This window comes from Stenotrophomonas sp. YJH_SMC_110 (assembly GCF_059369255.1).
Genome location: NZ_JCAFSM010000002.1, coordinates 481,021 through 502,860, shown reverse-complemented (window position 1 = coordinate 502,860; position 21,840 = coordinate 481,021). Strand labels below are relative to the sequence as shown.

The 21,840-nt window shown below is 67.0% G+C and carries 20 protein-coding genes and 1 pseudogene; 11 read left to right on the top strand and 10 right to left on the bottom strand.

The genetic code is table 11. The annotated features are described in order from the left end of the window. Positions 1-32: 32 nt before the first annotated feature. The 6 genes from hutI (at position 33) to AC5P6H_RS06915 (ending at position 9,197) form a co-directional block, all read left to right on the top strand. A complete protein-coding gene (hutI, locus tag AC5P6H_RS06940; RefSeq protein WP_495202420.1) occupies positions 33-1,256 on the top strand; it encodes an imidazolonepropionase in 1,224 nt (407 codons plus the stop codon). Then, positions 1,253-2,794 carry a histidine ammonia-lyase gene (gene hutH, locus AC5P6H_RS06935; protein WP_495202419.1) on the top strand — a complete coding sequence of 514 codons (1,542 nt, stop codon included), beginning with the start codon at positions 1,253-1,255 and terminating at the stop codon, positions 2,792-2,794. The genes hutI and hutH overlap by 4 nt, the downstream gene beginning before the upstream one ends. Then, positions 2,791-3,645 carry an N-formylglutamate deformylase gene (gene hutG / locus AC5P6H_RS06930; RefSeq protein ID WP_495202418.1) on the top strand — a complete coding sequence of 285 codons (855 nt, stop codon included), beginning with the start codon at positions 2,791-2,793 and terminating at the stop codon, positions 3,643-3,645. The genes hutH and hutG overlap by 4 nt, the downstream gene beginning before the upstream one ends. Then, a complete protein-coding gene (gene hutU, locus AC5P6H_RS06925; RefSeq protein WP_495202417.1) occupies positions 3,642-5,309 on the top strand; it encodes a urocanate hydratase in 1,668 nt (555 codons plus the stop codon). Before hutG ends, hutU begins: the two co-directional genes overlap by 4 nt. A gap of 148 nt (positions 5,310-5,457) precedes the next feature. Beyond that, entirely contained in the window at positions 5,458-6,894 is a 1,437-nt protein-coding gene (locus AC5P6H_RS06920) for a serine hydrolase (protein ID WP_495202416.1), read from the top strand. 194 nt (positions 6,895-7,088) lie between these two features. Continuing rightward, entirely contained in the window at positions 7,089-9,197 is a 2,109-nt protein-coding gene (locus tag AC5P6H_RS06915; RefSeq protein WP_495202415.1) for a TonB-dependent receptor family protein, read from the top strand. Between the two features lie 46 nt (positions 9,198-9,243). On the opposite strand, the gene AC5P6H_RS06910 is transcribed toward AC5P6H_RS06915, so the two are convergent. Further along, the gene (locus AC5P6H_RS06910) at positions 9,244-9,762 is read right to left on the bottom strand and encodes a hypothetical protein (RefSeq protein ID WP_014647630.1); all 519 of its coding nucleotides are present in this window, start codon (positions 9,760-9,762) and stop codon (positions 9,244-9,246) included. A 204-nt stretch (positions 9,763-9,966) separates the two neighbouring features. Continuing rightward, positions 9,967-10,448, bottom strand: a pseudogene (locus AC5P6H_RS06905) (hypothetical protein); the annotation flags it as partial. A 205-nt stretch (positions 10,449-10,653) separates the two neighbouring features. Here AC5P6H_RS06905 and AC5P6H_RS06900 point away from each other — a divergent pair. Then, positions 10,654-10,977: a hypothetical protein gene (locus tag AC5P6H_RS06900; RefSeq protein WP_014647632.1), complete on the top strand. Its 324-nt coding sequence runs from the start codon at positions 10,654-10,656 to the stop codon at positions 10,975-10,977. Positions 10,978-11,011: 34 nt separating this feature from the next. Here the strand turns inward: AC5P6H_RS06900 and AC5P6H_RS06895 are convergent, their stop codons facing one another. Next, on the bottom strand, positions 11,012-11,587 hold the full coding sequence (locus AC5P6H_RS06895) for a TetR/AcrR family transcriptional regulator (RefSeq protein WP_049442476.1): 576 nt from the start codon (positions 11,585-11,587) through the stop codon (positions 11,012-11,014). A gap of 69 nt (positions 11,588-11,656) precedes the next feature. Here AC5P6H_RS06895 and AC5P6H_RS06890 point away from each other — a divergent pair, with 69 nt between their 5' ends. Next, positions 11,657-12,202 (top strand): thioesterase family protein, encoded by a 546-nt coding sequence (locus AC5P6H_RS06890; RefSeq protein ID WP_046431478.1) that lies wholly within the window; start codon positions 11,657-11,659, stop codon positions 12,200-12,202. A gap of 3 nt (positions 12,203-12,205) precedes the next feature. Here AC5P6H_RS06890 and AC5P6H_RS06885 read toward each other — a convergent pair whose 3' ends face one another. The 3 genes from AC5P6H_RS06885 to AC5P6H_RS06875 form a co-directional block, all read right to left on the bottom strand. Next, a complete protein-coding gene (locus tag AC5P6H_RS06885; protein ID WP_046431481.1) occupies positions 12,206-12,883 on the bottom strand; it encodes a hypothetical protein in 678 nt (225 codons plus the stop codon). A gap of 141 nt (positions 12,884-13,024) precedes the next feature. After that, entirely contained in the window at positions 13,025-13,807 is a 783-nt protein-coding gene (locus tag AC5P6H_RS06880; protein ID WP_049442475.1) for an SGNH/GDSL hydrolase family protein, read from the bottom strand. Positions 13,808-13,856: 49 nt separating this feature from the next. Further along, complete coding sequence (locus AC5P6H_RS06875; RefSeq protein ID WP_049442474.1) at positions 13,857-14,822, bottom strand: DUF2268 domain-containing putative Zn-dependent protease; 966 nt, start codon at positions 14,820-14,822, stop codon at positions 13,857-13,859. Positions 14,823-14,960: 138 nt separating this feature from the next. Here AC5P6H_RS06875 and AC5P6H_RS06870 point away from each other — a divergent pair, with 138 nt between their 5' ends. Further along, the gene (locus tag AC5P6H_RS06870) at positions 14,961-15,944 is read left to right on the top strand and encodes a membrane protein (RefSeq protein ID WP_049442512.1); all 984 of its coding nucleotides are present in this window, start codon (positions 14,961-14,963) and stop codon (positions 15,942-15,944) included. Between the two features lie 13 nt (positions 15,945-15,957). Here AC5P6H_RS06870 and AC5P6H_RS06865 read toward each other — a convergent pair whose 3' ends face one another. From AC5P6H_RS06865 to AC5P6H_RS06850, 4 genes are all read right to left on the bottom strand, one after another. After that, positions 15,958-16,278 carry a hypothetical protein gene (locus tag AC5P6H_RS06865; protein ID WP_049442473.1) on the bottom strand — a complete coding sequence of 107 codons (321 nt, stop codon included), beginning with the start codon at positions 16,276-16,278 and terminating at the stop codon, positions 15,958-15,960. 118 nt (positions 16,279-16,396) lie between these two features. After that, positions 16,397-17,164, bottom strand: coding sequence for a hypothetical protein (locus AC5P6H_RS06860; protein WP_014647639.1), 768 nt, complete (start codon positions 17,162-17,164; stop codon positions 16,397-16,399). Positions 17,165-17,264: 100 nt separating this feature from the next. Continuing rightward, positions 17,265-19,727 (bottom strand): S9 family peptidase, encoded by a 2,463-nt coding sequence (locus AC5P6H_RS06855; RefSeq protein WP_111207043.1) that lies wholly within the window; start codon positions 19,725-19,727, stop codon positions 17,265-17,267. Positions 19,728-19,895: 168 nt separating this feature from the next. Further along, positions 19,896-20,225, bottom strand: coding sequence for a hypothetical protein (locus tag AC5P6H_RS06850; RefSeq protein ID WP_014647641.1), 330 nt, complete (start codon positions 20,223-20,225; stop codon positions 19,896-19,898). A gap of 467 nt (positions 20,226-20,692) precedes the next feature. On the opposite strand from AC5P6H_RS06850, the gene AC5P6H_RS06845 reads away from it, so the two are divergent. Together AC5P6H_RS06845 and AC5P6H_RS06840 are read left to right on the top strand one after the other, a co-directional pair. Next, positions 20,693-21,469, top strand: coding sequence for a HipA family kinase (locus AC5P6H_RS06845; protein WP_046431494.1), 777 nt, complete (start codon positions 20,693-20,695; stop codon positions 21,467-21,469). Continuing rightward, the gene (locus AC5P6H_RS06840; protein ID WP_014647643.1) at positions 21,447-21,839 is read left to right on the top strand and encodes a DUF3037 domain-containing protein; all 393 of its coding nucleotides are present in this window, start codon (positions 21,447-21,449) and stop codon (positions 21,837-21,839) included. The genes AC5P6H_RS06845 and AC5P6H_RS06840 overlap by 23 nt, the downstream gene beginning before the upstream one ends. Position 21,840: the final 1 nt, after the last annotated feature.

Genomic DNA, 21,840 nt, shown 5'->3' with positions numbered 1-21,840 from the left:
AGACATATAAGCACAGCCGCGTTGTGGATGCCATGCACGTCGATACCCTCTGGTCCAACGTCCACCTGATCACCCTTGATGGCGAAGGGCTGGGTGTCATCCGCGATGGCGTCCTGGCCTGCGCCGACGGCCGCATCGTCCACGTCGGCGCGGCCGGCAGCGACGCCCACCTGCAGCCGACCACCCGCATCGATGGCGAAGGCCGCTGGATCTCGCCCGGCCTGATCGACTGCCACACCCACCTGGTCTACGCCGGCAACCGCGCCAATGAATTCGAGCAGCGCCTGCAGGGCGTCAGTTATGCCGAGATCGCCCGTGCCGGCGGCGGCATCGTCTCCACCGTGCGCGCCACCCGTGCTGCCACCCCGGAACAGCTGGCCCGCGAAAGCCGGCCGCGCCTGCTGGCGATGCGTGCCGAAGGCGTGACCACGATCGAGATCAAGTCCGGCTACGGCCTGACCCTGCCCGACGAACGCAAGCAGCTGCAGGTCGCACGCGCGCTGGGCGAGGAATGCCGGGTCAACGTGGTGACCACCTTCCTCGGCGCACACGCGGTTCCGCCAGGCCGCGAAGCACAGGAATACACCGACGAGGTGTGCAACGCGATGATTCCGGCCATCGCCGCCGAAGGCCTGGCCGAAGCGGTGGATGTGTTCTGCGAGAACATCGCCTTCTCGCCGGCGCAGGCGCGCCAGGTCTTTGAAGCGGCGCGCGCCAACGGGCTGTCGGTGAAGATCCACGCCGAGCAGCTGAGCAACCAGCATGGCGCCGAACTGGCGGCCCGCTTCGGGGCACTGTCGGCCGACCATATCGAACATCTGGACGATGCCGGCATCGCCGCGATGGCCGCTGCCGGTACCGTCGCCGTGCTGCTGCCCGGTGCCTTCTATTTCACCCGCGATACCACCCTGCCGCCGATCGCCGCGCTGCGTGCGGCCGGCGTACCGCTGGCGCTGGCCACCGACAGCAACCCGGGCACTTCGCCGCTGACCAGCCCACTGCTGGCGATGAACATGGGCGCCACCCTGTTCCGCCTGACCGTGGACGAGTGCATCGCCGGCTTCACCCGTGAAGCGGCGCGCGCACTGGGCCATGGCGAGCGCATCGGCCGCCTGGCGGTGGGCATGGACTGCGACCTGGCGATCTGGGACATCGATGCCCCCGCCGACCTGGTCTATCGCATTGGATTCAACCCGCTGCACGCGCGCGTGGTGCGCGGACAGCCCGACCTGCCTGCCTCCTGGAGCAACACATGAGCAACACCCTGGTTCTTCGCCCCGGCCATGTCACTCTCGCCCAGTGGCGGCAGGTCTATCGCGGTGCGCCGCTTGCACTGGACCCGGCCGCGCTGCCGGTGGTGCGCGCCAGTGCGGCGGCGGTGGCCGCCATCGTCGCCAAGGGCGCGCCGGTGTATGGCATCAACACCGGCTTCGGCAAGCTGGCCAGCGTGCGCATCGAGCGCGAAGATCTGGCCACGCTGCAGCGGAACATCGTGCTCTCGCATGCCGCTGGCGTGGGCGAGCCGATGCCGGCCAGCGTGGTGCGCCTGATGATGGCGCTGAAGCTGGTCAGCTTGGCGCAGGGTGCTTCGGGCATCCGCGAGGAAACCCTGCTGCTGCTGGAAGCGATGCTGGTCAAGGGCGTGCTGCCGGTGGTGCCCGCGCAGGGCTCGGTGGGTGCCTCGGGTGACCTGGCGCCGCTCTCGCACCTGGCCAGCGTGATGCTGGGCGTAGGCGAAGCCTTCATCGGTGACGAGCGCCTACCGGCAGCCGACGCACTGGCACGTGCCGGCCTGCAGCCGATCGAACTGGGCGCGAAGGAAGGCCTGGCGCTGCTCAACGGCACCCAGTTCTCCACCGCCTATGCGTTGGCCGGCCTGTTCGAGATCGAGACCGTGTTCCAGGCCGCACTGGTGACCGGCGCGCTGTCGGTGGAAGCTGCCAAGGGTTCCGACACGCCCTTCGACCCGCGCATCCACGCCATCCGCGGCCAGCGCGGGCAGATCGCCACCGCCGCCATCCTGCGCACGCTGATGCAGGGCTCGGACATCCGCGAATCACACCGTGACAACGACGTGCGCGTGCAGGATCCCTACTGCCTGCGCTGCCAGCCGCAGGTGATGGGCGCGGCGCTGGACATCCTGCGCCAGGCCGCGACCACGCTGGAAATCGAAGCCAACGGCGTGTCCGACAATCCGCTGGTGTTCACCGATACCGGCGAAGCGCTGTCCGGTGGCAACTTCCACGCCGAGCCGGTGGCCTTTGCCGCCGACATGCTGGCGATGGCGGTGTGCGAGATCGGTTCGATCAGCGAGCGCCGCCTGGCGATGCTGGTGGACCCGGCGCTGTCCGGCCTGCCCGCCTTCCTGACCCCGCGCCCCGGTTTGAATTCCGGTTTCATGATTCCGCAGGTGACTGCCGCGGCGCTGGTCTCGGAAAACAAGCAGCGCGCCTACCCCGCCAGCGTTGACTCGATCCCGACCTCGGCCAATCAGGAAGACCATGTGTCGATGGCCGCGCACGGCGCGCGCCGGCTGATGCAGATGGCCGAGAACGCGGCCAACGTGATCGGCATCGAGCTGCTGGCCGCTGCGCAGGGCTGCGACTTCCACGCCCCGCTGCGCTCCAGCGCCGCGCTGGAAGCCGTGCGCGCCACCCTGCGTGCGCAGGTGCCGACGCTGGAAGAAGACCGCTACTTCCATCCGGACATGGTGACCGCCACGAATCTGGTGCGCAGTGGCGCGCTGGCGCAGGGCCTGACCGACCTGCTGCCAACCGTGGAACCGCAGGCATGAATACCCAACCCGAATGGCTGACGGTGCACGAAGGCGACGCCCCCCTCATCGTCAGCTTTCCGCATACCGGCAGCGAGCTGCCGCACGACCTGATCGGCGACTACCACTCACCGTGGCTGGCCCGCCGCGACGCAGACTGGTGGGTACACGAACTGTACGACTTCGTGCGTGGCATGGGCGCGACCACGGTGCGCTCGGCGATTTCGCGTTCGGTAATCGACCTCAACCGCGATCCCAGCGGCGTCTCGCTGTACCCAGGCCAGAACACCACCGGCCTGTGCCCGCTGACCACCTTCGACAACCAGCCGCTGTATCACGCCGGGCGCGAACCGGACGAAGCGGAAATCGCCCGTCGCCGCGACACGTATTTCCTGCCTTACCACGATGCGCTGGCGGCGCAGATCACGCGCCTGCGCGCACGCCACGCTACCGTGGTGGTGTACGACGCGCACTCGATCCGCTCACACATCCCGCACCTGTTCGAAGGCGAGCTGCCGCAGTTCAACCTGGGTACCGCCGGCCCCTCCGGTGCACCGGACACCTCCTGCGACAACGCCTTGAGCGATGTGGTGGAGAACCTGCTGGCGCTCAGTGGCATGAGCCAGGTGCGCAACGGCCGCTTCAAAGGCGGCTGGATCACCCGCCACTACAGCAACATCCCGGGCGGCGTGCACAGCCTGCAGATGGAACTTGCCTGCCGCGGCTACATGCACGAGCCGCTGCCCGACCAGGTGGACGAGCACAGCTGGCCCACCCCGCTCGACCCCGCCCACGCCGCACCGCTGCGCCACACCCTGGCGCAGGTGCTCAACGCCTGCCTTGAATTCGCTACGAACCGGAGCGCCGCATGACCCGCAACGACCCGTCCCGCACCATTGCCGCGCCGACCGGCACCACGCTCAACGCCAAAAGCTGGCTGACCGAAGCGCCGCTGCGCATGCTGATGAACAACCTGCACCCGGACGTGGCCGAGCGCCCGCAGGAACTGGTGGTGTACGGCGGCATCGGCCGCGCCGCGCGCGACTGGGAAAGCTTCGATGCCATCGTCGAGACGCTCAAGCGCCTGGACGACGACCAGACCCTGCTGGTGCAGTCGGGCAAGCCGGTAGGCGTATTCCGCACCCACGCCGACGCGCCGCGCGTGCTGATCGCAAATTCCAACCTGGTGCCGCGCTGGTCCAACTGGGACCACTTCAACGAGCTGGATAGGAAAGGCCTGGCCATGTACGGCCAGATGACCGCCGGCAGCTGGATCTACATCGGCGCGCAGGGCATCGTGCAGGGCACCTACGAGACCTTCGTGGAGATGGGGCGCCAGCATTTCGGTGGCAGCCTGAGCGGCAAGTGGCTGTTCACCGGTGGCCTCGGCGGCATGGGCGGCGCACAGCCGCTGGCCGCGGTGATGGCCGGCGCCTCCTGCCTGGCCGTCGAGTGCCGCAAGAGCAGCATCGACATGCGCCTGCGCACCGGCTACCTCGACACCTGGACCGATAATCTGGACGAAGCGCTGCGCCTGATCGACGAGTCGTGCAAGGCCGGCACGCCGAAGTCGGTGGGCCTGCTCGGCAATGTGGCTGACGTGCTGGCCGAACTGCTCAAGCGTGGCGTGAAGCCGGACCTGCTGACCGACCAGACCTCCGCGCACGACCCGGTGAACGGCTACCTGCCGCAGGGCTGGACGGTCGAACAGTGGGATGAGAAGCGCGCTTCCGCCCCCAAGGAAGTGGAGAAGGCCGCGCGTGCATCGATGGCCAACCACATCCGCGCCATGCTCGGCTTCCATGCGCTGGGCGTGCCCACCGTGGATTACGGCAACAACCTGCGGCAGATGGCGCTGGAAGAAGGTGTGTCCAATGCCTTCGATTTCCCGGGTTTCGTGCCGGCCTATATCCGTCCACTGTTCTGCCGCGGCATCGGCCCGTTCCGCTGGGCGGCACTGAGCGGTGATCCGGAAGACATCGCCAAGACCGATGCAAAGGTGAAGGAACTGATTCCGGACAACCCGCACCTGCACCGCTGGCTGGACATGGCCGCCGAGAAGATCAAGTTCCAGGGCCTGCCGGCACGCATCTGCTGGGTCGGCCTGGGTGATCGTGATCGACTCGGCCTGGCCTTCAATGAAATGGTGGCCAACGGCGAACTGAAGGCACCGGTGGTGATCGGTCGCGACCATCTGGACAGTGGCAGCGTCGCCTCGCCGAACCGCGAAACCGAAGCGATGGCCGACGGCTCCGATGCGGTGTCCGACTGGCCGCTGCTGAACGCCCTGCTCAACACCGCCAGCGGCGCGACGTGGGTGTCGCTGCACCACGGTGGCGGCGTGGGCATGGGCTTCTCGCAGCACGCCGGCATGGTGATTGTCTGTGATGGCACCGAAGCGGCGGCGAAGCGGATTGGCCGCGTGCTGTGGAACGACCCGGCCACTGGCGTGATGCGCCATGCCGATGCGGGGTATGGCATCGCGATCGACTGCGCGAGGGGAAAGGGACTGGATCTGCCGGGAATCCTCGGCTGATCACGGAGGTGCCGGCCAGCGGCCGGCACTACCGAAACGTGTGGTAGTGCCGGCCGCTGGCCGGCTCTCCCCGATGCGGGAATCGGCGGCCTTGACCCGCTCGTCGGTCGTGACCAACATGCGCCATCACCGCTGATGGATCACCGCGATGTACCGCACGCTCGCTGCCGCATTGCTCTGCACGCTGTTTGCGATCCCGCCCGCTTCGGCGCGTGACGTCCCCACCAATCTCTCCACTCAGCTAGACGCCCAACTGCAGAGCAACCGCGAGCGCTACGGCATTGCCGGCCAGGCGGTACTGGTCGCACACAACGGCCAGGTGCTCTACCAGGGCGCCAGCGGTGAACGTGATCCCGCTGCCCATGCCCCTGCCACCGTCGAGACCATCTTCGCCGCGCAGTCGATGGCCAAGCTGCTGACCAGCACGCTGGTGATGCAGTTGGTCGATCAGGGCAAGGTGGATCTGGATGCGCCGGCCAGCCGCTACGTGCCGGGCCTGCCGTTTGCATGGCAGGCGATCCACGTGCGTGATTTCCTCAACCACAGCTCCGGCATCGGCGAGTACTACGACCGGGTGGATAACCGCTGGGTGAGCAAGGGCTACCCCGGTGTAGCGCCTGACCTTGGCGCGGCACTGAAGGTGGCCGGTGCGGCACCGATGCAGTTCGCCACCGGCAGCCGCGTGCAGTACACCCAGGCCAACTACCTGGTGCTGACAGCGCTGCTGGAAGCACACTACCGCACGCCCTACCCGGCCATCGCGCGCGAACGCATCCTGCAGCCATTGAAGATGACCAGCACGTCATGGGGCATCGCCAACGTGCCGGTCGAGCGCGCGGCGGTGCCGTACATCGGCAAGGATGGCGCGTTGCAACCGGCCAATGAAGATCCCTGGCCCAACTACGGCTGGGGGCATGCCGACCTGCAGACCACCGTGGGCGACATGAACCGTTTCCTGCAGGCGCTGGCGACCGGCAAGCTGGTGCGCACGGCGACCCTGGAAAAACTCTGGCAGCCGCAGAAGCTGAGCGGTGGCGGCAGCAATTTCTTCTCCACCGGCTGGGACACCACCCGCAGCGACGGCTACACCCAGGTCGGCCACGATGGGGGCACCCGCGTTAGGGCGCGGCTGGCCTACAAGGACACGCTGGCCAGTGGCTACTGGGTGTTCGTGTACCTGACCAACGGCAGCGCCCGCAATGTCTGGTCCAGCACGCTGGTGGAGAGCACGATGGCGGTGGTTGCGCCGGGGGAGTTTCCGCATGCGGTGTTGTCCGAGCGGCTGATCGGCTATGCGCTGGATGACAGCACCGATGCGAAACCGCAGATGCGTAGCTGGCTGCGCGACAGCAATGGCGTTCCCACCGGCGAACTGGAGCGTGCGATCAACGGTGATGGCTATGCCATCCGCGAGAGTCTTGGTGCCAGCAAGGCGCTGAAAGTGTTCGCGCTCAACGCCGAGCTGTATCCGGATTCGGCCAACGCGTGGGACAGCCTGGCCGAGTGCCATGCGGCATTGGGCGATAGGGAAGCGGCTGATCGGCTGTACGCGAAGGCCAAGAAGCTGGCGAAGCCCTCGCCATAAACCCTGCTGTAGCGCCGAGCCCGTGCTCGGCTGATCTTCGCCGCGATGGCAGACAACCCGCGCTGCGCGCGATTAGCCGAGCGTGGGCTCGGCTCTACAGGAACACGGCGGGCGGCCATACGCCGCCGGCGGGTGACGCGGCGCTGCCGACCTGTTAACTTGCGCGTCACTTTCGTGGTTTACAGCATTCCCGCATGTCGCTTCCGTCGTACCGCCCTCACCCGTCGCTGCTGTTCCTGGCCGTTTCCCTTGGCCTCGCCTCCACCGCCGCTGCAGCCCCGCAGGCCACCACGCTGGATGCCGTACAGGTCACCGCCGCCGGTACCAGCGCGCAGGCGCGCGAAGCGCTGAAGCGCATCCCCGGCGCCAGCAACGTCATCGACGTGGCCAAGGCCGACAGCCGACTATCCACCAGCGCCGATGTGCTGGCCTACCAGCCGGGTATCAGCGCGCAGTCGCCGGGTAATGAGGGCACCAAGATCTCGATCCGTGGCTCGGGCATCAACCGGGGCCCGGGCGCGCACGCCTCGGGCATTGCGGTGTCGATCGACGGCCTGCCACTGACCGGCCCGGGCGGCACGCCCTACGAGCTGCTGGAACCGCTGTGGCTGTCGCGCGTGGAAGTGCTGCGCGGCGCCAACGGCTTCGAGCGTGGCGCGCTGGCGCTGGGCGGTGCCATCGACTACGTCAGCCGCAGCGGTCGTGATTCGGCGGGCGTGCAGCTGCACTACGAAGCCGGTAGCCGTGGCTACCAGAAGCGCGGCATCAGCTGGGGCGGCGTCAGTGGTGATGTCGACTACTTCCTGGCCTACACCGATACCGAATTCGACGGTTACCAGCGTCATGCGCGCGGCGACGGCAAGGGCGCGATGGCCAACATCGGCTGGCAGATCACGCCCGACCTGCAGACGCGTTTCTTCGTGCGCTACCGCGAAACCAATCATGAAACGTCCGGTCGCCTGACCCGCGATCAGATCCGTAACGATCCGCGTGCCGCGAATGCGGCCAACCTGGCCATCGATGCGCGTCGCCCGCAGCCGGGCAGCACCTGGGTGGGCAACGTCACCACGCTGCAGATCGATGAAGACTCCTCGTTGCAGGCCGGGCTGGTCTATCACAAGTACCCGATGGACTTGAACGAGAGCCTGTACCGGCAGCAGCTGGACTACGCCAACCTCAACGCCACGCTGGACTACCGCCGCCGCCACCGGCTGTTCGGCCTGGACAGCGAAACCACGGTCGGCCTGCGCGTCACCCACGATCTGGACGCCGATGTGCGCGAGTCGCTGCGCTTTGCCAGCAACGGCTATGCCGCCGGCACGCGCACGCGTGACTTCCGGCACCACGGCACCGACAGCACGCTGCACGTCGGCAACACCCTCACCTTCAATGACCGCCTGCGCATGCAGACCGGGCTGGCACTGATCAACACCCGTCGCGATGTGCAGGTGACCTGGCCGAGCAGCGGTGGCCGCCTGCGCGACCACGACTGGGACTACGCGCCGCGACTGGGCTTCACCTGGCAGCACAGCGCCCGGACCCAGTGGTTCGGCAACCTCAGCCGCTCGGTGGAGGCGCCGCACCCGTGGTCGATGATCTGGGGCTCGAACCAGTACTTCGGGCCAGGCAATGGCCCGTCTACCGGCCGCCAGCGCGCGCCGGTGCCGATGCAGAACCAGACCGCCACCACGCTGGAACTGGGCGCGCGCGGTGACGCGGCGCTGGGCCGCTGGGAACTGACCGGCTACTACGCGCACGTGAACCACGAACTGCTGAGCGTTGAACTGCAACCAGTGCCGAACCTGTTCATCGCCGAGAACAACGCCAGCCCCACCGTTCACCGCGGCATCGAGGCCGGATTGGACAGCACGCTGTGGCGGGCTGCACCGGGCCGGCTGTCGCTTCGCCAGGCCTATACCTTCAGCGATTTCCGCTACCGCCACGACGCGCGTTTCGGCAGCAACCGCCTGCCCGGCCTGCCGCGCCACGCCTACCAGGCCGAGCTGCGCTTCGATCACGCATCCGGCCTGTACGCCGCGCTCAATACCGAATACGCCTCGCGCATCGCCGTCGACTACGCCAACAGCTACTGGGCCGACAGCCACGTGATCTTCGGCAGCCGCATCGGCTACGACGCACCCGGTGGCCGCTGGCAGGCCTGGGCGGAGATGCGCAACCTCGGCAACCGCCACTACACCGCCACGGTCACGCCGGGCTACGACGACGTAGGCAGGGATATTGCCCGCTCGACGCCGGGCGAAGGCCGTGGCATCTACGCTGGTGTGCGTTTGCGGTTTGACTGATGACCGCAGGCGGCGCCGGGTGTGATCCGGCGCCGCCGTTCCAGTGTCAGCCGATACGCCAGGCCGGCAGGCGCTCGCTGCGCTTCCAGATGGAAGGCGCCAAGCCGATCAGCACCAGTGCCGCCAACCACTTCGGCGAGGTACTGAGCAGTGTCGAGGTGAGCGAGCCATCGGCGGGGGCGGCCATTTCCTGCCACGGGTTGTAGCCCAGGTAGACGACGCTGCCAGCCCACCACAGCAACGCCAGACCGACACCCACCAGCAGCAGGGCCAGCGTGCGGCAGGTCCAGCGCTGCGAGGTAGTGCCCCATTCCCGCGACGCCGCGGTCAGCAGGCCCACCACCAGCAGCGACACCAGTGCCACCAGGCCGATATCGACCTTGGTTCCAATGCGCTCATAGGTACAGGCGCGGCACTGCGCCTCTTCCGCGGCGGTGGCGGCTTCGGCGCCATCGGCCTGCCCGGCTGCGGGCTGCGCCAGTGCTGCAAACGGCAACAACGCCGCCAGCAGCGTCACCATGATCCAACGAAACAACGTCCTGTTCCTGCGTGCAGCGACATCCATGCGCTCTTCCTCGTCAGTGGTTGTGTGTCCCAGTGGGCGTCCGGCCATCCAGCGCCCCTGTTTCAGATGCAGTACGACAAGCTCCCGATAGGTGACACCGCCGGGACACGAATCCCGGCCGACCGCGATCATAGCCTACTGTTCAGTGCAGCTGAAAACGGGGCGGGTCCAGGCGATATGAAGGAGCCAACCGCACTCCCCCCCCTGGATGACCTGCAGCAGATGGCTCGCACCCGGCACGCATTCCTGCGCGAGCCAGCCCAGTACGGCGAAAAACAGCAGCAGGCCGAGCAGCGGCCAGATCGTATGCGACACGCATACCCGCCACCATCCCTGTTCCTGCATGCCCTGCATGCGAGGCGATGGGCTGCCACCGCCCACATCCGGCGACAGTCCCTCCAGTACGTTGCCCAGCGCCAGCGGATCCAGATCCACACCAGCAGCAGGAACACGCCATAGGCCAGCAACACGGCCATCGGGTAGCGAAGCAACATCGCGTCGATGCCGGCCAGGCGCAGCAGGTACGAGGCAAGGAATCCGGCCGCACCGGTCAGGGCGACGATCAGGGCCATCTGCAGGCGTGGCCAACCCCGCTGCTGCAGGTGCTGGCGCGCACGCACGACTTCGCTGCCGTGGTTTACGGGCAATTTCAGTGGACCGCGTGAAAAATGGCGTGAGCGCTTCATTCCGCCGCCGGGGGCCGGAGGCAGCGCGGCCAGGGACTTCGGGAACCTGATGCTGCATGCGGACATCCTTGCCGGGCACGCGTAGGCGGTGGTGGACGGATTCCAGCGCGATGGGGCCGTGGGTCCATCACCCACAGGCCGCACTGGCGCCGGCCTTGTACCCGCGCGCCGGCGGCTGGATCATGACTTTCCGCTACGAAAAAGTATGCTCTACGGCATGCACGTCTCCCAGCTCACCCGCTCCACCGCCCTCGTGATGTTCGTTCCAATGATTGGCCTCGCCGGTTGGGGTTCGTGGTTTGGTAGCCGCTGCATCAGCGATGGCTGCCTCGGCGTCCTGGTGGCATGGCTTGCCGCCGTGGCCACCTTTGCGGTGCAGGCGTTGCTGGTGCTCCCGACGCATGCCTGGGCCCTCAAGCGGCAGGGATCCCCCGCCTCCCGCAGCTACCTGCGTTGGTTGGGCGCGTCGGCCATCGCTGCCTTCCTGCCCATCGGGCTCGGCTGGGGCTATCTGATGATCTTCCGATGACCTGCTGCGCGTCTTCCGCACGCGGATAGCCGGATCAAGGACGCGCGGCCGCCTTCAGCAACTGCGCGGCCACCTGGTCGAACGGGGCGATGTCCTGCAGTGCGCGGCACATCGCCACTGCGCCTTCCACGCTGGCAATCACCAGGCTGGCCAGCTCGCCCGCCGCTGCGGGGGCGCGCCCTTCAGCGACGAACGCCGAGGCGAGGTGCCCCTGCCAGCGCGCGAACACTTCGGCAGCAGCAACACGTGGCTGGCTGGGCACGGCCTCCACCGGCTCTTCCACTGCCGCGGCCAGCACCGGACAGCCCGCGCGGAACCCGGAACGCAGCAAGCGCTCACGCCACATCGCCAGGAACTGCTGCAGGCCCTGCACCGCCCCCCCCTTCAGCAGCTCCACCAGCAGCGCTTCTACCTTGTCGCCAGCCATGTGGGTGGCGCGCGCCAGCAACTCCTGCTTGCCGCCGGGAAAGTGGTGATAGGTGGAGCCCAGCGGTGCCTCGGCCAGCTTGGTCACCTCACGAATGCTGGTGGCATTGAGACCCACGCGCGCCAGCATCTGTGCCGCAGCATCAATCACGCGTTGTGGCGCATCAGAGGGACGCGGGCTCACGGCGGGCTCCTTGCTAAGACAGTCGTCATAGATTAGCGTACCGGCGATTCTATAACAGTCGTCATAACCATGAATCTCTGGTTCCGCCTGCTCCACCTGCTGCTGTACAGCCTGTTCCGGCCGAAGCTGGAGGCCCCGTTCGGGGTCTCGCGCCTGCAGTTCCGGGTGCTGCCCAACGACCTGGACAGCAACCTGCACATGACCAACGGTCGCTACTGGAACATCTTCGACCTGGGCCGGCTGGACCTGATCCTGCGCATGGGCCTGGGCCGGGTGGCGCTGCGCGAGAAGTGGGCGCCCATCGTAGGCGCCGGCACCATCCAGTTCCGTCGCGAGCTGAAGCCGTTCCAGCGCTTCACCCTGGAAACGCGCCTGGTGGGCTGGGTCGGCTCGCGCGGCATCATGGAGCAGCGCGTGCTGATCGGCGCCGAGCAGAAGATCGCCACGCGCGCGCTGCTGGTCACCGGCATCTACGACCGGCGTGCGCGGCAGTTCCTGGGCATGCCGAAGATGATGGAAGCGATCGGCGTGGTCGCCCCGCCGTCGCCGCCGCTCAGTGCGGCCGCCGAAGCGTTGCTGGCCGCCGATGCGGCGTTGAAGCAGGACGACGCCTGAGCTTCAGGGGGCCGCCACCGGCACCGCGTGCGGTTCGCGCGACACGACCTGGGTGCGCCCTCCCACGTGCAGCACGTACTCGAAGGACTGCCGCATGCGGCTGTATGCGCCGCCATCCGGCACGCCGTAGTTGGCACCCACGCTCAGGGTATGCCGGCCCGGCGGCAACGGCTTGAGCATTACCCAATAGCCGTCGGCGGCGGCCAGCCGAGAGTGTTCGTCGCCAGCATCCATGCGGAAGCAGCCTTCACTGCGGACCCGATGCCTGCGCATGTCGCCCAGCGGTTGGCCGTCCAGCAGCACCACCGCGCTGATCAGGTAATCGTTGTTGACCGCCGCCCCCGCCTGCAGCTCCTTGCAGGACACAGCCTCATCCATCTGGTAGTGCGCCATGTTGATGATCGGCAGCAACAGGTACTTGCCAGCCGGCACCACGCATTCGCGATGTGGCCGGAAACGGCCATTGGTGCCGGCCAGGTTCCAGACCGGGCCTTCCTGGCCCAGATCACACACACGGCCATCCGGGTCGAGATAGGGCGCGCCGCCCTGGGCGTCGGCCCAGCGCCACCAGCGGGCGGTCCATTCGGCCAACGAAACGCCGCCCACCGGTTCACGCGTCAGCGGCGAAGGCACCGCCGTGTCTGCACTGAACGCCGGCACGGCGGCCAGCAGCAAGGCCATCGTTGCGCCACTGCGGCAAAGCCATCCCTGGATTCCCTTCCGCATCACCCACCCCATCGTCCCTGGCGGCCACGCGGCGTGGCCAGCTTCGGCGCCACTGTACCTTGGCGGGCTGGATCCTGTGCAGTGCGGGTACTGTGCCTACTCCAGCGCCATTGCGCGCTTGACCGCCGCCTCGGCCAACGGCGCCATCACCGCATAGCCCTTCGCGGTGGGATGCACGCCGTCGTCGGCCAGCTGCGGATCCAGCCCTCCGGCGGCATTGGCCATCGGCGTGTAGTAGTCCAGATAGACCAGCTGCTTCGCATCGGCATAGCGCTTCAATGCCGCGTTCAATGCGCGCACCTTGGGCGCAGGTGCCGTGCCCGGCAACCACGGGTAATCGCTGACCGGCAGCACCGATGCCAGCACCACGGCAATGCCATGTGCACGAGCCAGGTCCACCATCGCGTGCAGGTTGTCTTCGATCATCGCCTGCGTGGACGGGCCGGTGTTGCCGGCGATGTCGTTGGTGCCAGCCAGGATCACCACCACCCGCGGCTTGAGTGCCAGCACGTCCTGCGGGAAACGCACCAGCATCTGCGCCGTGGTCTGGCCGCTGATCCCGCGATTGAGCCAACCCTTGCCGGGAAAGAACGTCGCGCTGCCCTCCCTGCCCCAGCCTTCGGTGATCGAGTCACCGAAGAGCACCACGCGTGGTTGCCCCGGTACGGCGGCAGGCAATCGCGCGTTGGCATCGCGGTAACGCTGCAGTTCCGGCCAATCGGCCAGGCGCTGCTGCATGAAGCGCACCTCGTCCGGGCGCAGTCGCTCGACAGGTTCCACCAACAACGGGTTGATGGCGGGCACGTCGGCCGCCATCCCATGGGCGCTCATCGCGCTACCGAGGGCAACCGCGGCCAGGCCAGCGGACAAGGAACGCATGGGGTCTCTCCGTTGAATGTCTACGCCAGTCTAGCGCGCGGCCCCGCGCTCAGCGTGCCGCCGACCGCGCCGCCACGCCTGTCACCTTGGCCGGCATCCACATGCCTGGCGTCCAGCCACTGGCGGCCAGGATCGCCTTCGGGTTGTCCTGCTGGATCAGCGCACGCACCGCGTCACGCTTGTCCTCGGCCTGCAGGTAATAGGCCTTGGCGATGCGATAGCCCACCCAGTAGCCCAGATCATAGGGTTCCTGCGAACCGGGCTTGTAGTTGTACAGCCACGGCGACAGATCGGTGCTGTCCACATCCAGTGCGAAGGCGCTTTCGATATGTACTTCCCGGCCACGGGTCCAGGCCGCGTGGCGACCGTTGCCGACATTGCCGGAAATCAGCTCGCCGATGAACTCGGCGATGCCTTCGCCCAGTGAAACACGCAGCACCGTCGCATGCGGGTCGCCCGGCTCGACGTCGGTCAGGCCGGTCTGCTGGATGTGCACGTACTCGTGCGCGATCACGTGCACGAAGCGGTCCTGCACATTGGGATTCATGAAATCGGCTGCGCACAGCGCTTCCAGGCCGATGATCACCCCGCTCTTGGAGGTCAACCCGACCGGTCGGCCGCGGCCGACCGCGATGGTCACCGGCGGAAACGCGGCCTGCGGATAGATCGCCTGCAGGTTGCCGAACACCTGCACCAGGCGCTGCTTCACCGCCGGCAGCTCTGCAAGGCAACCGCGTCCCTGCGCATACACCCCGGGCTGGCTGGCAATGGCCTCGGCCATACGCTCGGGCGTGACCCGGCGCGCCTTCGCCAGTTCACCCAGGCCCGGACTGCCTTCGGCCAGGTAACCGGCCAGCTGGGCGATGCTGGGCTTGCCGCCGGTGCTGTCGTAGAGCGCGTAGAAGCGGCTGGCATCGGTGGTGAGGATCTGCGGCCCCGGCGGGGTTCCCGCCGACGCCACGCCGACCGCCCCGGCACAGGCCAGGGCAAGCAGGCAACGCAGGAAACTGGACATCGCTCCGTCCTTGGTGGAGTGCATGCGAAGCGCGCAATCTACCACTCCGCCCCGGCCACCGCAGCGGGCACATGCAGGCCCTTCGGGGCTGTGCCAGACTCACTCAGGCACCTGCCATGGATGATGGAGCACCGCACGATGATGATCGTTCCCGCGTACTGGGCCGAAGCCCGCCTGCAGGCCCGTTTCCGTGGCCGGCCGATGGTCGTGCGCCGCTTCGGCTGGTCCGACGAGGGGCCTGCCCAAGCCCAGGCCCACGCCGACGCACGTGCCCATGAAGCCCTCAACGCCATCATCGCCGGGCAGGTGCTGCCGCGTCGCGAAGTGCGCAGCAACTACGGTGTGGAGGGCGTGCCGATCCGCGAGCAGATCGTACAGCGCGATGGCGATGTCATCATCACCCGCAACAGCTATGGCGCGCTGTGCCTCAACAGCCCCGACGTGCTGTTCGCCGACATCGACCATGCGCAGCCACCGGCTGGATGCGTGATACCGGCCATCGTCGCGGCGGTCGTACTGCTTGCCGGCGCCGTCATCGGCACCGTGCTCTGGCATTGGCTGGTGGGCCTGGTACTGGGCGTGGCGGCAGTGCTGCTGGTCAACGCGGCACTGCTGATGCGGCGGAAGCAGCGCCTGGCCGCTGCCGGCGGTGCTGAAGGGCTTGCGCTGAAGCGCGTGGACGCCTTCAGCGAGCAGCATCCCGATTGGCATCTGCGCGTCTACCGCACCCCGGCGGGGCTGCGCGTGCTGGCGATGCATGCCACGTTCTCACCCGAGGACGAGCAGCTCCAGTCATTCTTCAAGGCACTGGGCACCGACACCCTGTACGCGCGCATGTGCCGGCTGCAGCATTGCTTCCGTGCCCGACTGACACCGAAGCCGTGGCGCGTCGGCCTGCGTTATCGCATCAGGCCACCGGTGGCTGCGTGGTCAGCCGAACAGGCCAACAACCCGGACCGGTTGGCCTGGATTGCCGATTACGAAAAGAAGAGTGCCGGCTTCGCCGCCTGCGCCTACCTGCGCAGCTTCGGTGATACCACCCGGGTGCATGCCAAGGCCGAGCATGTGCGTGACCTGCATGACCGGCTGTCACGCGCGCAGGATCGCCTACCGCTGGCGTGAGAGTGGCAGACGCTCAATCAGCGCCCTGCACGAACGGCTGCCCTGCCAAGGTAGTGCCCAGCTGCACCGCGATCTGCTGCCCGCCCTTCTCGAAGATTGTCGCGCACTGCTTTCCGCCCTTCTGGCATCCGACTTCCGGAAAGCCCTCAAGTGACTCGGGGGCGCCCTGTGCCGGACTCGCCTGCCAACCTGCCGCATCCAGCAGGCGCTTGGCCTTGGCATAGGGCATGCCGGCGACGATGCCCAATTGCGTCAGCTCAGCAGGAAACGACTGGGCATGGGCGGTTGAAACCAGGGCCAACGACAACGTTGCAGCAAGGAGAATGGCTTTCATCGCAGTGACCTGAAACGAGCTATCAGGTTCAGCCTAGATCATTTGCGTGGCGTGCGAATGTGCCGGTAACACGCCGTTACCGTGTCTCCACGGTTGATTTCAGGACATGCGCAATTGATCACATGGCGGATTCCCTGCCCCTGGCGCCACAGTCCAGCGACTCCATCGCGAGATCCCTGCGCAGCCGGTCATGCAACCAGCGCGTCTGGAAACGCCTGCGTGAGTCTTCCCCTTCCGGCAGCAGGGCAATCACCGCTTCGCTCAGTTCCGGGTGCCACTGCTCCTGCGCGTTGTCCAGGTCCTGCTGCTCGAAAACCACCGAGGGCAGGCGTTTCCAGGGCAGCATCATTACCTTCTGTGAGGTCGACACCAGCACCACATCCGGACGCCCCGGCCGGCTCACGACAACCGTCATCATCGGCACATCATCGGTCCAGAGCCCGGAGAAATGCCGGTCGACACGCGACTGCAGGCTCCGTCCGGACAGCGCCTTGCGCGCCCACGCGCGCTGCTGTGCGAACGAGCAGGCATCCGTGTCCAAGCTGTGCAGCCCCGGGTCCAGGGACAGTATTTCGGCGCGATCCAGCCGCGAAGCGATCCGCTGCACCGCGGCCGCCCTGGTCAGCGGGGCGGTCTGCAGCGCGGTGTCGAGCGCCGCCATGGCGCCAAACGGCAGCAGCTCCGGCAATCGCGCCTTGCCGTCGGGCCTCTCCACCACCTGCACGCGGGTGGTCAGGCCATAGGCATCGCGCCGGATCACCCAGTGCTCCGATACCGAGCCCCAGCCGTACCAGTCGTATCTCACATCGACGCTCATCTGTGGCTGTGCCGCCATCGCCGCAGACGATGCGCACACCGCTGTCAGTCCCAACAACCAAGTCTTCATGGAGCTGCCTTGCCTCTGGGGTTCCGACGAACGGCAGCCGAGCATGGGCTCGGCTCTACAGAATGCAGGAAGGCCGCTCTGAGGCGGCCTTCCTGTTCCTTCACTTGGCGTTCTTCACGTAGGTATCGAACCAGTTCAGCATTTCCGCCACCAACTGTTCGTTCGATTCCAGCGCGGTGTACCAGTGCGGCTCGTTCGGCAGCATCACCAGCCGGGTGGTGCCGCCGTTGCCGCGGATCGCCTGGTACAGCTTGCGCGACTGGAACGGCTCGGTGCCCGGGTTGGCGTCGTCCTCGCCGTGGACCAGCAGCAGCGGCAGCTTGATCTTGTCGGCATAGAAGAACGGCGAGGCCTTCAGGTACACGTCCTGCGCCTGCCACACCGAGCGACGCTCGTTCTGGAAGCCGAACGGGGTAAAGGTCTTGTTGTACGAACCGCTGGTCGCCACACCGGCCTTGAACAGCTTGGTGTGCGCGATCAGGTTGGCGGTCATCAGGCCGCCGTGGCTGTGGCCGGTCACGCCGATGCGGTTGCGGTCAACCACGCCCATGTCCACGGCCTTGTCCACCGCCGCCTTGGCGTCGGCTTCCAGCTGCTCCAGGTAGGTGTCGTAGGCGTTCTTCGGATCGCCCACGATCGGGAACGAGGCGTTGTCGATGATCGCGTAGCCGGCCAGCAGCATCAGGCGGTACGGCTGCAGGCGGGTGAAGGTCTGCTGCGAACCGGACACCTGCCCCGCCTGCGCGGCGTTGGCGAAGTCGGCCGGATAGGCGTACAGGATCGCCGGCACGCGCTGGCCTTCCTTGTAGCCCGGCGGCGTGTACAGGGTGAACGACAGGTCCACGCCGTCGGCGCGCTTGTAGGTCACCAGCTGCTTCTTGATCTGGCGCACTTCCGGTGTCGGGTCGACCAGCTTGGTCAGTGCGGTCGCGGTGGACGCGAACTGCGCCTCGCCGGCCTTCGCATCAGCCACCGCCTCACCCTGCTGGCGGACGAAGGCATTCGGCGGATCGATCACCGACTGATGCCAGGTCAGGTAGCGGCCCGGCGTGTTGCTGAAACCGAGGAACTGTTCGTAGGCGTCTGCACTGCTGCGGAACAGGCGCTCGCTCTTCAACGTGGCCAGGTCGAGGCGGTCGAGGAACGGACGGTCGCCCTGCGGCGAGGCACCGCGGCCGCTGAGGAACACATGGTTGCCCTCACGGCGCACCACCTGCGCGCCATTCGGCAGGCGGGTGAAGACCAGATTGCCAGGGTTGCCGTACAGCTCATCGCTGGACATGTCCCACAGCAGGCGGCCTTCCTTCTTCGGCTGGTCCACATCCACGATGCGGGTCTGCATCCAGTGACGATTCTCGTCGTTCTCGTACTGGAAGGCCACGGCCGGATCGGCGGTCCACGCGAAGCCTTCGAAGCGCTGCGCGGTGCGGGTGATTTCGGTCGGCTTGCCGTTGAACGGCGCCTTCAGCATCAGCACGCGATCGCGATGCGGCACGTTGACCTTCCAGTCGCCCTTGTCCAGCGCTTCGGCGTAGACCAGGGTAGCCGGATCGGTGGCGCGCCAGTCGAAACCGCGCGGGCCTTCCGGCACGCCGTGCACCGGCACGCGGTCGGCCAGCGGGAGGCTGGCGATCGGCGTGCTGCGGCCACTGCTGATATCCAGCACGGCCACGTCGTTGGCGAAACGCTGGTAGGTCACCGCGTGCGAATACGGTGCCTTGATCGATTCAGTCAGCACGTGCACGCCATCGGGCGCGGCGCTGACTTCGTTGAACAGTGCCGGCTGCCCGACCGGGCGCACGCTGCCTGCGGCGGTATCTACCACGGCCAACTGCGAGGCACCGTAGTAAGCGAACAGCTTTTCGTCGTGCACGCTGGTCAGCGTGTCGCGGGCCTCATAGGTGCTGCTCTCGCCACTGCTGCCCAGCGACTCCTGTGCATCCGGGCCGGTCGGTACGCCGCCGTTGGAAGGTGCCGGGCCCTGGTTGGCCGGTACCAGTTTCACCAGCAGATTCTGGCTGCCGCCCAGCCACTGCACGGTGTAGCCGAAGATCGGGTTCAGCTGCACGTTCGGCACCTGCTTCACCTGCCCGGTGGCCGCATCGCCCACCCACAGCTGCACGCTGGTATCGACCGCATTCTGGAAGGCGAAGTGGCTGCCATCGGCCGACCAGAGCGCGCCGGTGGCGCAGCCCTGCGGCAGGTTGACCTTGGTCTCCTTGCCACTGCCGATGTCGACCAGGGTGAAGTCGGCCACGCAGGCCGGAATGCCGTAGCCACCCGGCGTGTCATGGCGGCTGCGGTTCTTCGGCTCCAGCCGCACGCCGGCCAGCTTCAGGTAGGGCTGGGCGACGCGGCTGATCGAGGGATAGGTCTGCGCGGTGGTCAGCAGCAGGCGCTGACCGCCCGGGGCCACGTTCGGCGCCGGCGGTGGCGGTGCCTTCAGCACCTTGAGCAGGTGTTCCGGCGGCTTGGCGTAGTCGGCCAAGGCCGGGCCAGCGGCCAACAGGCCGACGGTGGCAACGGCAACAGCCGCCGCCAGAGAGGTTCGACGGATCAGCATCCTTATCCCCTGGGTGTGAATGGGTACCCGGAATCGGGCATGGACCCGAATCTAGCACCGCAGGGGATGGGGTGAATGGGCCGGAAGGGCTAGAGGCCGGATGGGGCAAAGTGGGACACGCCCGGAGAGGCCGGCGATGGACCGGCATCTGCCAGGCGTGGTCTGTCGTCACTGCTGGGCGTGCAGGTCCCAGGCGGTCAGGTAATCGGGGTCGACCACGATCATGCCACTGTTCCGCATGCGGTATTCGCCTGGCTCGGCCCGCTGGTACTGGTCGAGCATGGGCGGCAGGTAGCGCTCATGACCATCGTCTTCGTCGGCCAGCACCACGCCTTCGTCGGCGCTGATGCGCAGCACGGTGCCCGCGTACTGCTCCAGACCCTGCACTTGGCCGTCGCCACCATAGCGGGTGACACCCACCAGCACGACCTTGCCGATCATTTCCTCGGCCTTGGCATCGTCCAGTGGGGGCAGCATGGCATTGAATTCGTCGTTCATCGGTGCACCTCCAAAGCCTGTGGGGATAGCGTGGGTTCGGCGGTCCCACGCTGCCAGCGTCGACGGCAACGCAGGAATCTCTCTCGGGGCGCAAGTAGCTGGATCGCAGGCCCGACCGGGCAACGCGGGGGTGCGATGGGTGAAAGGTGTCTGGAACTTGGCTGGAACTGCGGCAGATGGCCATCTGCGCCGATGGCGGGACCGTGTCAGGTCAAGATCAACACCACGCGTTGCGTTGCATACACGGTGAAGCGTGACAGCTGCACTGTAGTGGCATGAGCGCCTCCTGTTGAAGGTCACACGCGGGTGCGTTGCTCCGTTGGAACGAATGCTGCCACTCCACGCGGAAGGAACAAGTGAAGATTGCAGGCGACCTGCAACAAGCGGTTCGCGCGGTACCCGTTCATTAAGCTGGCGCCCCGCTCTGCTGCGGCACGCCTGCCCTGGCAGGACGCTAGAATGCGTCCATGCGCACCGTACATGCCCTCCGCTACATCACCCCGTTACGGGAAGGCGGCTCCCTGCCCGCCGTGGTCGAGACCGACGACGACGGCATGGCCGTGCTGAAATTCCGTGGAGCCGGCCAAGGCCCGAAGGCGTTGATCGCCGAGCTGATCGCCGGCGAGATGGCACGCACGCTGGGCCTGCCGATTCCGGAAATCCTGTTCGTCGAGCTGGACCGCGAGTTCGCCCGCACCGAGCCCGACCCGGAAATCCAGGAGCTGATCCGCGCCAGCGAGGGCCTGAACCTGGGCCTGGACTATCTGCCCGGTGCAATCAATTACGACCCGGCCGCGATGCCTGTGGATGCCGAGCTGGCCTCGCGCATCGTCTGGTTCGATGCATTCACCAGCAACGTCGATCGCACCACCCGCAACCCCAACCTGATGGTATGGCATCGCAAGCTGTACCTGATCGACCACGGTGCGGCCATGTACTTCCACCACGACTGGGCCAGCGCCGGCGATGCCTGCGAGAAGCCGTTCGTGCTGATCCGCGACCACGTGCTGCTGTCGTTCGCCAGCCGCATTGCCGAGGTGGACGCAGAACTGGCTGCGTGCCTGACCGATGCCGAAATCGAGCGCATCGTTGGCCTGGTGCCGGACAGCTGGCTGGTGGACGAACCGGCGTTCGACAGCCCACAGGCCTATCGCCAGGGCTATATCGACTATCTCAAGCACCGCCTGAAAGTGCGTGCAGTGTTCGTGCAGGAGGCCATCCGTGCCCACGCTGCACACGTATGACTATGCGGTCATCCGCGTCGTGCCGCGGGTGGAACGCGAGGAATTCATCAACGTCGGGGTGATCGTCTCCTGCCCTGGCGCGCGCCATCTGGAGGCGGCCATCGAAATCGATCCTGAGCGCCTGCGTGCCTTCGCACCGGCGCTGGACCAGGACGCGCTGCAGCCATGGCTGGATGCAATCGTGGCCATCTGCCGTGGCGACGCCAGCGCCGGACCCATCGCAAAGCTGCCCGCGCGCGCCCGCTTTCATTTCCTCACCGCCAAGCGCAGCTCGGTTGTACAGATGTCGAGCACGCATGTCGGCCGCACTGCGGACCCGGCGGGTGTGGTGGAACACTTGATGACGAAGATGGTGCGGGTACCGGAATGAA

Bases quoted from the DNA above. Each gene is read 5' to 3' on its own strand.
- AC5P6H_RS06850 (WP_014647641.1), bottom strand. From the start codon at position 20,225: ATGAACGACGAATTCAATGCCATGCTGCCCCCACTGGACGATGCCAAG.
- AC5P6H_RS06900 (WP_014647632.1), top strand. From the start codon at position 10,654: ATGCTCTACGGCATGCACGTCTCCCAGCTCACCCGCTCCACCGCCCTC.
- AC5P6H_RS06910 (WP_014647630.1), bottom strand. From the start codon at position 9,762: ATGGATGTCGCTGCACGCAGGAACAGGACGTTGTTTCGTTGGATCATG.
- AC5P6H_RS06865 (WP_049442473.1), bottom strand. From the start codon at position 16,278: ATGAAAGCCATTCTCCTTGCTGCAACGTTGTCGTTGGCCCTGGTTTCA.
- AC5P6H_RS06885 (WP_046431481.1), bottom strand. From the start codon at position 12,883: ATGGCCTTGCTGCTGGCCGCCGTGCCGGCGTTCAGTGCAGACACGGCG.
- AC5P6H_RS06860 (WP_014647639.1), bottom strand. From the start codon at position 17,164: ATGAAGACTTGGTTGTTGGGACTGACAGCGGTGTGCGCATCGTCTGCG.
- AC5P6H_RS06880 (WP_049442475.1), bottom strand. From the start codon at position 13,807: ATGCGTTCCTTGTCCGCTGGCCTGGCCGCGGTTGCCCTCGGTAGCGCG.
- AC5P6H_RS06855 (WP_111207043.1), bottom strand. From the start codon at position 19,727: ATGCTGATCCGTCGAACCTCTCTGGCGGCGGCTGTTGCCGTTGCCACC.
- AC5P6H_RS06920 (WP_495202416.1), top strand. From the start codon at position 5,458: ATGTACCGCACGCTCGCTGCCGCATTGCTCTGCACGCTGTTTGCGATC.
- hutU (WP_495202417.1), top strand. From the start codon at position 3,642: ATGACCCGCAACGACCCGTCCCGCACCATTGCCGCGCCGACCGGCACC.
- AC5P6H_RS06870 (WP_049442512.1), top strand. From the start codon at position 14,961: ATGATGATCGTTCCCGCGTACTGGGCCGAAGCCCGCCTGCAGGCCCGT.
- AC5P6H_RS06890 (WP_046431478.1), top strand. From the start codon at position 11,657: ATGAATCTCTGGTTCCGCCTGCTCCACCTGCTGCTGTACAGCCTGTTC.
- AC5P6H_RS06845 (WP_046431494.1), top strand. From the start codon at position 20,693: ATGCGCACCGTACATGCCCTCCGCTACATCACCCCGTTACGGGAAGGC.
- AC5P6H_RS06875 (WP_049442474.1), bottom strand. From the start codon at position 14,822: ATGTCCAGTTTCCTGCGTTGCCTGCTTGCCCTGGCCTGTGCCGGGGCG.
- AC5P6H_RS06915 (WP_495202415.1), top strand. From the start codon at position 7,089: ATGTCGCTTCCGTCGTACCGCCCTCACCCGTCGCTGCTGTTCCTGGCC.
- hutH (WP_495202419.1), top strand. From the start codon at position 1,253: ATGAGCAACACCCTGGTTCTTCGCCCCGGCCATGTCACTCTCGCCCAG.
- hutG (WP_495202418.1), top strand. From the start codon at position 2,791: ATGAATACCCAACCCGAATGGCTGACGGTGCACGAAGGCGACGCCCCC.
- hutI (WP_495202420.1), top strand. From the start codon at position 33: ATGCACGTCGATACCCTCTGGTCCAACGTCCACCTGATCACCCTTGAT.